Origin of the sequence: Thermomonospora curvata DSM 43183 (genome assembly GCF_000024385.1) — a bacterium.
Taxonomy (GTDB): Bacteria; Actinomycetota; Actinomycetes; order Streptosporangiales; family Streptosporangiaceae; genus Thermomonospora; species Thermomonospora curvata.
On the sequence record NC_013510.1, the window covers coordinates 2,316,790 to 2,331,072 of the forward strand.

A 14,283-nucleotide genomic window follows, 5' to 3' on the forward strand; every position below is an offset into this window, starting at 1 on the left:
CCGGCCGGGGCGCGGCGAGGGACTAAAGTCCCTAATTCATCGGGCCATATGCCCTACCCCGGCCCACCCGCGGACCGGTGGTCTGTATGAGTGCGTTCCCCTCTTGAAGTCATCCGAAGGAATCACTCGTGACCCCGGCCGCAAGCAGTCGCGAGACCGAGAGCGCCCCGCTGGAGAACCTGCACGCGCCCCAGCCGGTGGGACCTCTTGAAGCGGAGGTCCAGGCCCCCTGGGAGCGGGCCCTGGTGGGGGTGTTCATCGCCGCCCCGCTGCTGGCGCTGTGCGCCGCCGTCCCGGTGGCCTGGGGGTGGGGGCTGAGCTGGCGGGACGTGGTGATCGCCGCCGTGCTGTATGTGATCACCGGGTTCGGCATCACCGTCGGCTACCACCGCCACTTCACCCACGGGTCCTTCAAGGCGCCGCGCCCGGTGCGGATAGCGCTGGGCATCGCCGGCAGCATGGCGCTGGAAGGCCCGATCGTCCGCTGGGTCGCCGACCATCGCAAGCACCACCAGTACTCCGACCGCGAGGGCGACCCCCACTCGCCCTGGAAGTACGGCCGCTCCCCCCTCGGCCTGGCCCGCGGGCTGCTGCACGCCCACATGGGCTGGATGTTCGACCGTGAGCGGACCTCCCGCCGCCGCTACGCCCCCGACATGCTGGCCGACCGGGACGTGATGTGGATGTCCCGGCTGTTCCCGCTGTGGGTGGCGCTGTCGCTGCTGCTGCCGGCGGCGGTGGGCGGCCTGTGGTCGTGGTCCTGGCAGGGGGCGCTGACCGCCTTCTTCTGGGGCGGCCTGGTGCGCATCGGCCTGGTCCACCAGGTGACCTGGGCGGTCAACTCCGTCTGCCACGTGTTCGGCAAGCAGCAGTTCAAAACCCGCGACCGCTCCACCAACGTGTGGTGGCTGGCGCTGCCGTCCTTCGGCGAGTCCTGGCACAACCTGCACCACGCCGAGGCCACCAGCGCCCGGCACGGGGTGCTGCGCGGCCAGCTCGACCCCAGCGCCCGCCTGATCCGCATCATGGAGCGGCTGCGCCTGGCTCGCGACGTGCGCTGGCCCGACCCCGCCCGGATCGCCGCCAAACGGATCGCCTGACCTGCTACCGGCCATGACGCTGCCAGACCCGCCCTGTCAGGGCCGGGCGGCCTCCGCCCCCTCAGCCGCCCGGCCCGCAGGGCGCTTTCCACCGCCCCTGGACCGCACCGGACGTGAGCCGGGCGATCGGCGATCCGCCGGCACTCTCACTGCGATCGCCCGGCTCCCCGGGACGCCGCAGGCGTCCCGGCCCCCTCCGTCGCCGGCCTCCGGGGCGCGGCCCGCCCGCCAGGCGGGCCGCCCCCGGACGCCGGCGATGTGAACCATCGGAAAGCTGGAGTAGGACATGACACTGACCAGCCCGGCGCCGGCGCCCGCCGCCGCCGTCGCGCAGGACCGAACCCGCAAGGGCTCGATCATTGTCAGCTGGCTGACATCCACCGATCACAAAGTGATCGGTTACATGTATCTGATCACCTCCTACGTCTTCTTCCTCATTGGCGGGTTGCTGGCGTTGGTGGTGCGCGCCGAGCTGGCCGAGCCCGGCCTGCAGTTCATCTCCAACGAGCAGTACAACCAGGCCTTCACCATGCACGGCCTGGTCATGCTGCTGCTGTTCGCCACCCCGCTGTTCGTCGGCTTCGCCAACGTGCTGGTGCCGCTGCAGATCGGCGCGCCGGACGTGGCCTTCCCCCGGCTGAACATGCTCGGGTACTACCTGTTCCTGTTCGGCGGGCTGATCGCCGCGGCCTCGTTCCTGACCCCCGGCGGGGCGCCCAGCTTCGGCTGGTACATGTACCCGCCGCTGTCGAACGAGGTCTACAGCCCCGGCATCGGCGCCGACCTGGGCATCCTGGGGCTGACCCTGGGCGGCTTCAGCACCATCCTGGCCGCGGTCAACTTCATCACCACGATCCTGTGCATGCGGGCGCCCGGCATGACGATGTTCCGCCTGCCCATCTTCACCTGGAACATCCTGCTGGTCAGCATCCTGGTGCTCGCGGTGTTCCCGCCGCTGGCGGCGGTGCTGATCGCCATGGAGGCCGACCGCAAGCTCGGTGCCCACATCTTCGACCCGGAGATCGGCGGGGCGATCCTCTTCCAGCACCTGTTCTGGTTCTTCGGGCACCCCGAGGTTTACGTGCTGGCGCTGCCGTTCTTCGGGATCATCTCCGAGATCATCCCGGCCTTCAGCCGCAAGCCCATCTTCGGCTACATCGGCATGGTCGGCGCCACCTTGGCGATCGCCGGTCTGTCGCTGGCGGTGTGGGCGCACCACATGTACACCACCGGCCAGGTGCTGCTGCCGTTCTTCTCCTTCCTGACCTTCATGATCGCCGTGCCCACCGGCATCAAGTTCTTCAACTGGGTCGGCACCATGTGGCGAGGGCAGCTCACCTTCGAGTCGCCCATGCTGTTCTCCGTCGGCTTCCTGGTGACGTTCCTGTTCGGCGGGCTCACCGGGGTGATGCTGGCCGCGCCGCCGATGGACTTCCACCTCAGCGACAGCTACTTCGTGGTCGCCCACTTCCACTACACGCTGTTCGGCACCGTGGTGTTCGCCATGTTCGCCGGCTTCTACTTCTGGTGGCCCAAGTGGACCGGCAAGAAGCTGTCGGAGGGCTGGGCCAAGGTCCACTTCTGGACGCTGTTCATCGGCTTCCACGCCACCTTCCTGGTGCAGCACTGGCTGGGCGTGGAGGGCTACCCGCGCCGGTACGCCGACTACCCCGATGAGTTCGCCGCGCTCAACATGATCTCCACGGTCGGGGCGTTCCTGCTGAGCGTCTCCACCCTGCCGTTCCTGTGGAACGTCTGGATCACCTGGCGGAACGGCAAGAAGGTCGAGGAGGACGACCCGTGGGGCTACTGCGGCTCCCTGGAGTGGGCCACCTCCTGCCCGCCGCCGCGGCACAACTTCACCGCCATCCCCCGCATCCGCTCCGAGCGGCCCGCCTTCGACCTGCACCACCCGCCACTGGCCGCCACAGGCGCCAAGGAGGTGGAGGCGTCCGCGGGGGACTCCTCCTGACCCCTGGGCCGAGCGCCTGACTCCCCAAGAGACCGAGGGCGCCCGCCGCTTGCGGCGGGCGCCCTCGCGTGTCATCGGTGGCGCTCAGCGGGCCCGTTGAAGAGGCTCACTCCTCGTCGGGGACCACCTGGAAACCGAACACCAGCTTCGGGCGGATCCGGATCACGTAGTTCTTGTCCCGGCCGTTGTCGAGCCAAGGATCGGTCAGCGCCAGATAGCGGGCGGCCTCCCGGACGTCCAGCACCCGGCGGGCGGTCCCGTTGATCACCACGCTCCAGCCCAGCCGGGCATCCAGATCGAAGTGGTCCACCTCGTAGGCGACCAGCATCTCACCGGTGCCGAGCGCCTCCACCACGGCCGAGTCGCCGTGGGTGCGGAAGATGATGTCCTCGCCCTCGACGATGTGGTTCACCGGCCGGATCGTCGGCACCCCATAGAGGTTGAACACGAGCCTGCCCAGCGGGCTGGTGCCCGCCAGCCGCAGCGACTCGGCGGAACGCAGCCGCTGGATCCTGCGGCGCGGGGCGTCCGCGGCGGCGGGAAACCGGTCGGGCACGGTCAGCGAGGAAGGCATGGTCGATCCCGAGGGTCATGGGCCAAGACGGCCGATGGGCACGAACGAACAACCTGACGACAGACGTCCCATGCATGATCATCTCGGTGGGACCCGGCCGCCAGGGACGAACGTCCCCAAGCCCGCGGGCCGAACCGCCCCGCCCGGAGCCCTCCGGGCGGGCGGCGCTCGAAAGCGGGGCCGGATCGAGCTCTCAGATCAAGGTCGCATCCAAGGTGATGCCGGTGCCGGCCAGGGCCTTGCTGACCGGGCAGTTGGCCTTGGCCGTCTCGGCGGCCCGCTGGAACTCCTCCGCCGACAGGCCGGGGACCTTGGCGCGGACGGTCAGATGGATGCCGGTGATGCCCTCACCGGGCTGGAAGGTCACATCGGCCCGGGTGTCGATGCTCTCCGGCGGGGTGCCCGCCCCGGCCAGGCCGTGGGAGAGCGCCATGGAAAAACAGGTGGAATGGGCGGCGGCGATCAGTTCCTCGGGACTGGTTCTGCCGTCCGGCTTCTCGGCGCGAGAAGGCCAGGTGACCTCGAAGGTCCCCAGGCCGGAGGAGTCCAGGGAGACTGTGCCCTGCCCGCCCATCAGCGGCCCTTCCCAGTGGGCGTTGGCGGTGCGGATTGTGGCCATGTGGTCGGTTTCCTTTCGTTCGTTCGGTTTTTGTGCCGCGTGTTTCGCCGCGCTCAGGCCGAACCTATTTCACACCGCTGCACCGCAGCGGACTTGAACACGCGGCGACGGGCGTACCGAAGCCTTTCCACCACACGGCCCGCGACACCGGGAACAGGGGTCTGCAGGTGTGCGCGCACCCTGGCCGGCACCGCTCGGTGAACCCTTGTCAACACGCCATCGCCGCAGGTCGAACGGGAGCCCGGAAGCCGGGGACGATGCCGTGACCTGCGAGGCCGCATGCTTGAAAAGGCTCAGTGCTCGTCCAGGATCTGGCGCAGCAACCGCAGGCTCTCGGTCGGCTGGCAGGCGCTCACGCACAGGCTGTTCATGGCCCGCAGGTAGGCCTCCACGTCGCTGGGCTTGTCCAGGTAGAGCGCGCTGGTCAGATGCTCCAGGTAGACCACGTCCGACAGGAACGGCTCGGCGAAGCGCAAGATGGTGAACGGGCCGCCGGAGGCGGGGTTGGAGACGGCCTTCAGCGGCACCACCTGCAAGGTGATGTTGGGACGTTCGGCCAGTTCGATCAGGTGCCGGATCTGCTCGCGCATCACCTCCGCCCCGCCGACCACCCGGTGCAGCGCGGTCTCGTCGACCACCGCCCACAGCGCCGGGGCGTCGGGGTCCAGCAGCCGCTTCTGCCGGGCCATCCGCAGGCTCACCCGGCGCTCGACCTCCTCCGCGTCGGCCCCGGGGTGGCCGAGCCGGGTGACGGCGCGGGCGTAGTCGGGGGTCTGCAGCAGGCCGGGGACGAAGTGCACCTCATAGACCCGGATCAGCGAGGCCGCCTCCTCCAGCCCCAGGTAGGCCTGGAACCAGTCCGGCAGCACATCGCCGTAGCGGTGCCACCAGCCGGGACTGTTGGCCTCCCGCGCCAGCGCCAAGATCGCCTCGCGGTCCCGCTCGTCGGTCACCCCGTAGAGGGTGAGCAGATCGGCCACGTCTCGCTGCTTGAAACTGACCCGGCCGTTCTCCATCCGGCTGATCTTGGAATGCGAGCCGCGGATGGCGTAACCGGCGTCCTCGGCCGAGATGCCGGCCTTCTCGCGCAGCTCCCGCAGATGTCCGCCCAGCAGCAGGCGCAGCACGGTGGGGCCGCCCCGGCGGGGATAGTTGATCACCTTCGCCGGCTCGGCGTCCGCCGCGGGTGTGGGTGCCAGTGCTTCCTCGTGCAAGGGACTACCAGCCAATCGGGGACAGGCTCCCGTTCATCTGAACGAGACACTCCTGCAGCCTAATGAATCACCGCGGAACTCGCATTGCCTGCTCCCTCCCGGATCGCGGTATTCGTCCTTCCATCTCCTTCTTGCCGGCCCTTGTGCGGTGAGCGCGGCGCATGCCGCGGGCGATCGGCGGGCGCCGGTCCGCTGCCGCCGCCCCGCGGGCAGCGAAATGATCAACATTCGGCGCCGCTGCGCGGACACGCCGGTCCCGAAGCGATCTCTCTTTGCGACACGCCGATGGGGTATCGCTAAGGTCGCAGAAGGGGAGGATCGCGCCACACCAGGCGAGCAGATCTTCACTTGCCGGAAGACCCCGGCCGAAAACGTGAATGCGCGCAACACGGCGACATGGAGGAGGACGCATGTCCGGCATCGAGCTCGAGCACCCGGGCGGGCGGATGTCCCTGAAGGTGACGGAGGCGACCGAAGGACCCGGTGGCCTGAACATCGGCGATCTGCTCAAGCAGACCGGCTACGTCACCTTGGACCCCGGTTTCGTCAACACCGCCTCCTGCACCTCCTCGATCACCTACATCGACGGGGAGGCCGGGATCCTGCGCTACCGCGGCTACCCGATCGAGGAGCTGGCCGAAAAGTCCTCCTTCCTGGAGGTCGCCTACCTGCTGATCTACGGGGAACTGCCGACCGCCGAGCAGCTGCAGAACTTCACCGACCGGGTGAAGAACCACACGATGCTGCATGAGGACTTCAAGAACTTCTTCGCCGGGTTCCCCCGCGACGCCCACCCCATGGCGGTGCTGTCGGCGGCGGTCAGCGCGCTGTCCACCTTCTACCAAGACAGCCTGGACCCCTTCGACCCCGAGCAGGTCGACATCTCCAGCATCCGGCTGATCTCCAAGCTGCCCACCATCGCCGCCTACGCCTACAAGACCTCCATCGGCCAGCCGCTGCTGTACCCGGACAACTCCCTGTCGTACGTGGAGAACTTCCTGCGCATGTCGTTCGGCGTGCCCACCACCCCCTATGAGGTGGACCCGGTGGCCGCCGAGGTGCTGGACATGCTGTTCATCCTGCACGCCGACCACGAGCAGAACTGCTCGACCTCCACGGTCCGCCTGGTGGGCTCCAGCCACGCCAACCTGTTCTCGTCCGTCTCGGCGGCGGTCAACGCGCTGTGGGGGCCGCTGCACGGCGGCGCCAACCAGGCGGTGCTGGAGATGCTGGAGCGCATCCACGCCGAGGGCGGCGATGTGAAGGCCTTCGTGCGCCGGGTCAAGAGCAAAGAGCCCGGCCTGCGGCTGATGGGCTTCGGGCACCGCGTCTACCGCAACTACGACCCGCGCGCCGCGGTGATCAAGAAGGCCACCACCAGGGTGCTGGAGCGGCTGGGCAAGTCCGACCCGCTGCTGGACATCGCCATGCGGCTGGAGGAGGTGGCGCTGGCCGACGACTACTTCATCGAGCGCAAGCTCTACCCGAACGTCGACTTCTACACCGGCGTCATCTACAAGGCGCTGGGCTTTCCCACCAACGCCTTCACCGTATTGTTCGCCCTGGGACGGCTGCCCGGCTGGATCGCCCAGTGGCGGGAGATGATGTCCGACCCCACCACCAAGATCGGCCGGCCCCGCCAGGTGTACCTGGGGCCCGGCGAGCGCCACTACGTCCCGGTCGAGGAGCGCTAGCCGCCCGGCCGTGCTCCGAATCCCCGGCGCGCCGGGGATTCGGAGCACGGCGCCCGGTTCAGGAGTCCTTGCGCGCCAGGCCGGCGACCATCTGGGTGTGCAGCGGGTGCTCCAGCGGCCCGGGCGGGCCGTTGGGGCGCCACTCGGTCACGTGCACCACGCCCGGCTCCAGCAGGGTCAGGCCGTCCAGGAAGCCGGTGATCTGCTCGCGGCTGCGGAAGTAGGAGCCGCCCAGCCCGGTCTGCAGGATCTTCTTGGCCTCGGCCACCCGCGGGTCGTCGCCGGAGTCGTGCAGGTGGGTGAGCATGAAGTAGCTGCCCGGCGCCACGAAGTCGTGCAGCCGGCGCACCACCGCCTTGGGGTCCCGCTCGTCGGGGACGTGGTGGATGATCGCCGCCAGGATGATGCCCACCGGGCGCTTGAGGTCGATCAGCTCCAGCAGCGCCGGGTCGGAGAAGATCTTCTCCGGCTCATACAGGTCGCCCTGGATGAAGGTGGCCACACCGCTCTCGGTCAGCAGGGCGCGGCCGTGCGCCAGCACGATCGGGTCGTTGTCGACGTAGACCACGCGGGCGTTGGGGTTGGCCGCCTTGGCGAACTCGTGCACGTTGCTGGCGGTCGGCAGGCCCGAGCCGATGTCGATGAACTGGTCGATGCCCGCCTCGCCCGCCAGATACCGCACGGCCCGCTCGATGGCCACGCGGTTGCCCTGGGCCACCACCGGAGCCTCGGGCACCAGTTCCATGACCATGTCGGCGACCTGACGGTCCACGGCGTAGTTGTCCTTGCCGCCCAGGAAGTAGTCGTAGACCCGGGCGAAACTCGGCTGGGTCACATCGACGCCGGGGGGTGCCTGCTCCTGCTCGTCTGCGGTCACGAGGTGGGACTCCTTACTGGATGATGAGGAAAACGGGGGGATCGCCACGAGATTAGAGAAAAACCGGCCGGCAGGGGGATCGAACGCCCGGCGCGCCGCCGAATCGAGATTTTCCGCGGCCTGACTCCTCCGCGAAAGCCGAGGCCTGACCGCATCCGGCCTTTTCCGGTACCTCGCCTGAGGGCTGGACGTTCCGGCCCGGCGTTCCGCCTCGGCCTGCGGAAACGATGCGCTGAAAAGCGTCGCCGAACGGAATCGCCATCGCGGTCGGCTCATCCTGCACCATTTGAGGCCGCTTCTCGATCACCGGCCGTCGAAAAGTCGGGGACGGCGTCGATCGGATAGCGGATGCCGCCCACCGCTTTCGCCCGCGCCAGCAGCCGCCGGTTGGCCTCCAGCATCGCCTCCGGTGAGGCGGCCCCCGGCGAGGCGGTGCGCAGCATCGCCAGCATCACCGCGTCCCCGGGCGCGCCCAGCGCCGGGACGTGGCGGACGGTCAGCGGGCTGATCAGCACCACCCCGCTGAGCCCGAGGTCGGCGGGGGAGGTCTCGGCGAGCGTGGCCTCGATGACCTCGGCGGCGCGGCGGGGCGGCAGCAGCACGATGCCCCAGGGGTGGGGGCGTTCCCACTCGCCGATCCGGATCAGCTCGGTCACGTCCGGGCGCATCCGGTCGGCGAACTCGGCGTAGGACAGCTCCTCGACCTCGACGGCGCCGGGGATGCGCGGCCCCGGCCCATAGCGCACCGCCGTCAGCTCATACCGCCAGACCGGATCGTGCTTGGCCTGCCCGGAGACGTGGTCGGCGGGGATCCGCCGCTGGGCGTCCAGCAGCGCCCCCGCGGTGGCGTACAGCAGCCGATGGGAGCGGACGAACGGGGGCGCCGGGACCAGCCGCAGCGCGGCCCGCACGATCACCCCGTGCCGTCCCAGCCCGCCGCGCACCGCGTCGAAGAGCGCCCGGTTGCGCCGGGGCGAGCAGTGCACCAGCCTCCCCTGCGGGGTGACCACGTCCAGGGACAGCACCTGGTCGGCCTGGAGCCCGTGGCGCAGCGAGGCGCCGCCGATGCCGCCGGCCGACAGCGTCCCGCCCACGGTCACATCCAGGTAGTCGGTGAGCACCGGGGGAGTGAGCCCGTGCGGCAAGGTGGCCTCCAGGACCTGCCGCCAGGTCGCCCCGGCCTCCACCACCGCCCGCCCGCGCCCCACTTCCCGGACGGCGCACAGCCCCCGCAGGTCCAGCAGCACGCCGCCGTCGCACTGGGCCTGCCCGTAGGTGGAGTGGCCGCAGCCGCGCGGCACCACCGGGCCGTCGGCCTCCCGCAGCACCGCCGCGACCTCCTCGACGGTGGCCGGACGCGCCACGTGCCGGGGGAGCAGGCGGACAATTCCCCCAAAATCACCGAACATGGTATTTATCTCCTTGTATTAGAAGAAACCGTGTGAGCATGTGCGGTCTGGGCACGAGACATCGACAGCGGCGTCGGTGCGTCCGTCGGACGACCATGCCCCGGCGACGGCCGTGCGACCCGCCCGCATCCGCGGCCCGGACCGGCCCCGCAACGAGCCGCGGCGGCCGAGCGGCGGCAGCCGAGCGGCGGCAGGAGTGATCGAGTGCACGGCCCGGGATGGATTCGAACGCCGGTTCCGGGGCATCTGATCATGAAATCAGGGCAGGGAGGATTGGCGTGACGGACCGCAGCGAGTTCGTGGTGGTGGCCAACCGGCTCCCGGTGGACCGGGTCAACGGCGAGGACGGCCGGCCCTCCTGGCGCCGCAGCCCCGGTGGCCTGGTGACCGCGATCGCGCCGGTGATGCGGTCCCGCGAGGGGGTGTGGGTCGGCTGGTCGGGCGCCGCCGACGAGGAGCTGGAGCCGTTCCAGGCCGACGGCATGGACCTGGTGCCGGTGCCGCTGTCGGCCCTGGAGGTCGAGCGCTACTACGAGGGCTTTTCCAACTCCACCCTATGGCCGCTGTACCACGATGTGATCGCCCCGCCGGTCTATGAGCGCAAGCTGTGGGAGGTCTACGTCCGGGTCAACCGGCGCTTCGCCGAGACCGCCGCCGAGGTCGCCGCCGACGGCGCGGTGGTGTGGGTGCAGGACTACCACCTGCAGCTGGTGCCCGCCATGCTCCGCGAGCTGCGGCCGGACCTGAAGATCGGCTTCTTCCTGCACATCCCCTTCCCGCCGCTGGAGCTGTTTTGGCAGCTGCCCTGGCGGCGGCAGATCATCGAAGGGCTGCTGGGCGCCGACCTGGTGGGCTTTCAGCGGCCCGGGGCGGCCTCCAACTTCCTGCGCCTGGCCCGGCGGCTGCTGGACGGGCGCACCAGCGGGCAGCTGGCCTTCGTCGGCGACCGGGTGGTGCGCGCCGCCGCCTTCCCCATCTCCGTGGACGTGCGCGAGCTGGAGAGGCTGGTGAACGACCCGGCGGTGCGGCGGCGCGCCGAGGAGATCCGCGCCGACCTGGGCGGCGCCAAGATCCTGCTGGGGGTGGACCGGCTGGACTACACCAAGGGCATCGCCCAGCGGCTGCAGGCCTTCGGGGAGCTGTTCCGCGACGGCGACCTCAAGCCCGGGGAGGCGACGTTCGTGCAGATCGCCACGCCCAGCCGGGAGCGGGTCGCCGAGTACCGGCGGCTGCGCGACGCCATCGAGCAGCAGGTCGGGCGGATCAACGGCCAGCACTCGGAACTGGGCGTGCCGGTGATCCACTACCTGCACACCTCCTACAGCCGCGACGAGCTGGCCGCGCTGTACCTGGCGGCCGACGTCATGGTGGTCACGCCGCTGCGGGACGGCATGAACCTGGTCGCCAAGGAGTACGTGGCCTGCCGGGCCGACCACCGCGGCGCCCTGGTGCTCAGCGAGTTCGCCGGGGCCGCCGACGAGCTCAAGCGGGCCTACCTGGTCAACCCCTACGACATCAACGGCCTCAAGAGCACCATGCTCCAGGCGCTGCGGGCCGAGCCCGCCGAGCAGGCCCGCCGGATGCGCCAGATGCGCCGGCGGGTCATCGAGCACGACGTGGACCGCTGGGCCCGGGAGTTCCTCACCGTGCTGGAGGAACCCCGCCATCTGGATCCGCCCTCGGCCCGCTGACCCGTCGGCGTCCCGCACCGGCTCCCGTGCGGTGCGGACTGCGCGGCCCGGCCGTCAGAGGGTGCGCCGCCGGCGCAGGTCGAAGGCGGCCCACACGGCCTTGCCACCGGTGGACAGCGGAGCCCATCCCCACGCGTTGCTGAGCGCCTGCACCACCAGCAGCCCCCGGCCGCTTTCGCTGAAACGGTCGGCGCCGGCCTCGGCGATCCGGGGGATGTGCTCGCTGGGGTCGGTCACCACCACCACCAGCCGGTGCGGGTGGCGGAACAGCGCCAGCTGCACCGGGCACAGCTGCGCGCTCGGCGGCAGCCCGTCCAGTCCGTAGCGGACCGCGTTGGTGACCAGCTCGGAGACGACCATGGTCACGTCATCGGCCGAATCGGACAGCTCCCATTCGGCGAGCGTGCGCGCGGTGAAGTCACGGGCCGCTTTGGGCGAGGCGGCCTCGGTGCGCAGCACGATCCGCGCGGTCCGCGGGCTGCCCGCCGGCGGCGTGGGCCAGTGACCGGGCGAATGGGAGGAGTCGTCCAGAGCCGACAGCCACCAATGCCGCCGCCCGTCCCGGGCCAGGGTGTCGGTGGTGGTGTCGTCTGCCTGGTCAAGGATCATCGCGAAACCCCAAGGCTGTCGGTGGCCTGTGTTCGCTATCTTGCTCCCCTTGTTGTGCAGGTGCAAGCGCGTCTGCAAGAACGAATGCACGTGCATTCAGTACAGTAGGGCGCGGGTGGGGCTCTGCTTTAAGGGGGCAAGAGGATGGATGACCTCGCAGCACTGGAATCCGGCGGTCAGAAGCTGGTCTGGCTGAAGAGCCGGCGAAGCAACCCGAGCGGCAACTGCGTCGAGATGGCTCAGCTCCCCAGCGGGGAGATCGCCGTCCGGAACTCCCGCTACCCGCAGGGGCCGGTGCTGGTCTACACCAGGGAGGAGATCGAGGCCTTCGTCGGGGGCGCCAAGGACGGCGACTTCGACCATCTGATCGCCTGATCCTCTGCCGGGCGCGTCACCTCGACTCCCCGTTCGCCGCCAGGTGGCGCGCCCGGCGCCCACCCCGCCGGCCCGGCACCGGGAGCCGGCGAACAGACCGCATCTGCGGAAGGGCTGTGCGACCCGGCCGGTTGGTGAGATACTTGCCGGTCCGAGCCCAGTGGGGGTGACAGATGACATTTGCTGGACCTGCCCGACCGGAACCCGAGTACAACCGCAAGACGCCGGCCAGCGGGCCCACCGTCTTGCGCATCGTGTTGGGCGGCCAGCTGCGCCGGCTCCGCGAGGAGGCGGGGCTGTCCCGCGCCCAGGCCGGCGATCTCATCCGCGGGTCGGAGTCCAAGATCAGCCGGCTGGAGCTGGGCAAGGTGAGCTTCAAGGCGCGCGACGTGGCCGACCTGCTGGACGCCTACGGGGTGACCGGCGAGCGCCGTCAGACCCTGCTGGAGCTGGTCGAGCAGGCCAACCGGCCCGGCTGGTGGCACCAGTACGGCGATGTGCTGCCGCAGTGGTTCGAGACCTACCTGGGGCTGGAGCAGGACGCCGCGCGGATCCGCGAATACCAGCTGCAGTTCGTCCCCGCGCTGCTGCAGACCGCCGACTACGCCCGCGCGGCCATCCGGCTGGGCCATCCCTCGGCCGATGAGCGCGAGCTGCAGCGGCGCGTGGAGCTGCGCATGCGCCGCCGCGAGCTGCTCACCCGCCCCGACCCGCCCCACCTGTGGGTGGTGATGGACGAGGCGGTGCTGGTCCGCCCGGTCGGCGGGCGCGCGGTGATGCGCGCGCAGCTGCGCCACCTGGCCGAGATCTGCGCGATGCCCACGGTCACCGTGCAGGTGGTGCCGTTTTCGGCCGGCGGGCACGCCGCGGCCGGCGGGGCCTTCACCCTGCTGCGCTTCGCCGAGCCGGGAGTGCCCGACATCGTCTACCTGGAGCAGCTCACCGGCGCCCTGTACATCGACAAGCCCGCCGAAGTGGAGCGCTACCAGAAGGTGATGGACCGACTGTGCGTGGACGCCGAGCCGGACCGGCGCACGCCCGACATCATCGCCGACGTCCTGCGCCGGATGTGACCCGCCGGGCTTTCAGAGGGCCTCCCGGCCGCCGGGCCGGGCGGGCGTGCGGCCGTGGGCGGGCTCCAGCACCCCCCGCTCGGTGACCAGCGCGTCGATCAGGCGGGCCGGGGTCACATCGAAGGCCGGGTTGAGGCCGCGCGAGCCCTCCGGGGCGACCCGCACGCCCTGCCAGCACAGCACCTCCTCTTCGGCGCGCGACTCGATGGGGATGTCCGCCCCGGTCGCGGTGGCCAGGTCCACCGTGCTCCACGGCGCCGCCACCACGAACGGCACCCCCGCGTCCGCGCAGGCCAGCGCCACCCCCACAGAGCCGATCTTGTTGGCCGTATCGCCGTTGGCGGCGATGCGGTCGGCCCCGATGATCGCCACGTCCACCAGGCCCCGCAGGATGGTGCCGGCGGCGGCCCCGTCGGCCAGCACGTAGTGGGGGATGCCCTCGTGCGCCAGCTCCCAGGCCGTCAGGCGGGACCCCTGCAGCAGCGGCCGGGTCTCGTCGGCGTACACCACCTCCACCAGGCCGCGGGCGTGCAGCTCCCGCACCACGCCCAGCGCGGTGCCCCACCCGGCGGTGGCCAGCGCGCCGGTGTTGCAGTGCGTCAGGATCCGCAGGGGACGCCGCGGGACGCGGGCGCAGATCCACTGCGCGCCGTGGACGCCGATCGCGCGGTTGGCCGCCACGTCCTCCTCCAGCACCCGGCCGGCCTCTTCCAGCACCGCCGCCAGGCCCGCGTCGACGAGCGGGCGGACCCGGTCCACCCCGCCGGCCAGATTGACCGCGGTCGGCCGGGCGGTGCGGATCCGCTCCAGCGCCGCCTCCAGCCTCGCCCGGTCCCAGCCCTCCCGCTCGGCCTGGAGCATGGCCAGCGCGACCCCGTAGGCGCCCGCCACGCCCAGCGCCGGGGCGCCCCGCACCGCCAGCCGCACGATGGCGTCCACCAGGGCGTCCACCTCGCGGATCTCCAGGTGCTCCAGCCGGTGCGGCAGCAGGGTCTGGTCGATCAGCCGCAGCGCGTCCCCGGTCCAGGACACCGCTTGCAGTTCCGTCACATCCTCACCCTAAAGCTGAGAAAGCG

13 protein-coding genes are annotated in these 14,283 nt (G+C 70.6%); 6 read left to right on the forward strand and 7 right to left on the reverse strand.

The window, feature by feature from the left end:
- Nucleotides 1-128 precede the first annotated feature (128 nt).
- Together TCUR_RS09670 and ctaD are read left to right on the forward strand one after the other, a co-directional pair.
- Complete coding sequence (locus tag TCUR_RS09670; RefSeq protein WP_012852310.1) at nucleotides 129-1,100, forward strand: acyl-CoA desaturase; 972 nt, start codon at nucleotides 129-131, stop codon at nucleotides 1,098-1,100.
- Nucleotides 1,101-1,386: 286 nt separating this feature from the next.
- Complete coding sequence (ctaD, locus tag TCUR_RS09675; RefSeq protein WP_012852311.1) at nucleotides 1,387-3,072, forward strand: aa3-type cytochrome oxidase subunit I; 1,686 nt, start codon at nucleotides 1,387-1,389, stop codon at nucleotides 3,070-3,072.
- 106 nt (nucleotides 3,073-3,178) lie between these two features.
- Here the strand turns inward: ctaD and TCUR_RS09680 are convergent, their stop codons facing one another.
- The 3 genes from TCUR_RS09680 to TCUR_RS09690 all read right to left on the reverse strand — a co-directional run bounded on the left by TCUR_RS09680 (nucleotide 3,179) and on the right by TCUR_RS09690 (nucleotide 5,425).
- Complete coding sequence (locus TCUR_RS09680; protein ID WP_012852312.1) at nucleotides 3,179-3,646, reverse strand: pyridoxamine 5'-phosphate oxidase family protein; 468 nt, start codon at nucleotides 3,644-3,646, stop codon at nucleotides 3,179-3,181.
- A gap of 193 nt (nucleotides 3,647-3,839) precedes the next feature.
- The gene (locus TCUR_RS09685) at nucleotides 3,840-4,265 is read right to left on the reverse strand and encodes an OsmC family protein (RefSeq protein WP_012852313.1); all 426 of its coding nucleotides are present in this window, start codon (nucleotides 4,263-4,265) and stop codon (nucleotides 3,840-3,842) included.
- 293 nt (nucleotides 4,266-4,558) lie between these two features.
- On the reverse strand, nucleotides 4,559-5,425 hold the full coding sequence (locus TCUR_RS09690; RefSeq protein ID WP_012852314.1) for a helix-turn-helix domain-containing protein: 867 nt from the start codon (nucleotides 5,423-5,425) through the stop codon (nucleotides 4,559-4,561).
- Nucleotides 5,426-5,889: 464 nt separating this feature from the next.
- Between TCUR_RS09690 and TCUR_RS09695 the strand changes: the two genes are divergently transcribed.
- Nucleotides 5,890-7,173, forward strand: a complete 1,284-nt coding sequence (locus TCUR_RS09695; protein WP_012852315.1) for a citrate synthase — start codon at nucleotides 5,890-5,892, stop codon at nucleotides 7,171-7,173.
- A 58-nt stretch (nucleotides 7,174-7,231) separates the two neighbouring features.
- On the opposite strand, the gene TCUR_RS09700 is transcribed toward TCUR_RS09695, so the two are convergent.
- Nucleotides 7,232-8,050 (reverse strand): SAM-dependent methyltransferase, encoded by an 819-nt coding sequence (locus tag TCUR_RS09700; protein WP_012852316.1) that lies wholly within the window; start codon nucleotides 8,048-8,050, stop codon nucleotides 7,232-7,234.
- Nucleotides 8,051-8,322: 272 nt separating this feature from the next.
- Nucleotides 8,323-9,459: an FAD-binding protein gene (locus tag TCUR_RS09705; RefSeq protein WP_012852317.1), complete on the reverse strand. Its 1,137-nt coding sequence runs from the start codon at nucleotides 9,457-9,459 to the stop codon at nucleotides 8,323-8,325.
- A gap of 278 nt (nucleotides 9,460-9,737) precedes the next feature.
- Between TCUR_RS09705 and TCUR_RS09710 the strand changes: the two genes are divergently transcribed.
- Nucleotides 9,738-11,150 (forward strand): alpha,alpha-trehalose-phosphate synthase (UDP-forming), encoded by a 1,413-nt coding sequence (locus tag TCUR_RS09710; protein ID WP_012852318.1) that lies wholly within the window; start codon nucleotides 9,738-9,740, stop codon nucleotides 11,148-11,150.
- A gap of 54 nt (nucleotides 11,151-11,204) precedes the next feature.
- Here TCUR_RS09710 and TCUR_RS09715 read toward each other — a convergent pair whose 3' ends face one another.
- Nucleotides 11,205-11,759: an ATP-binding protein gene (locus TCUR_RS09715; protein ID WP_083789823.1), complete on the reverse strand. Its 555-nt coding sequence runs from the start codon at nucleotides 11,757-11,759 to the stop codon at nucleotides 11,205-11,207.
- A 144-nt stretch (nucleotides 11,760-11,903) separates the two neighbouring features.
- Between TCUR_RS09715 and TCUR_RS09720 the strand changes: the two genes are divergently transcribed.
- A complete protein-coding gene (locus TCUR_RS09720; protein ID WP_012852320.1) occupies nucleotides 11,904-12,134 on the forward strand; it encodes a DUF397 domain-containing protein in 231 nt (76 codons plus the stop codon).
- Nucleotides 12,135-12,307: 173 nt separating this feature from the next.
- Entirely contained in the window at nucleotides 12,308-13,207 is a 900-nt protein-coding gene (locus tag TCUR_RS09725) for a helix-turn-helix domain-containing protein (protein WP_012852321.1), read from the forward strand.
- Between the two features lie 12 nt (nucleotides 13,208-13,219).
- Here the strand turns inward: TCUR_RS09725 and mtnA are convergent, their stop codons facing one another.
- Nucleotides 13,220-14,257 (reverse strand): S-methyl-5-thioribose-1-phosphate isomerase, encoded by a 1,038-nt coding sequence (gene mtnA, locus TCUR_RS09730; protein ID WP_012852322.1) that lies wholly within the window; start codon nucleotides 14,255-14,257, stop codon nucleotides 13,220-13,222.
- Nucleotides 14,258-14,283 lie beyond the last annotated feature (26 nt).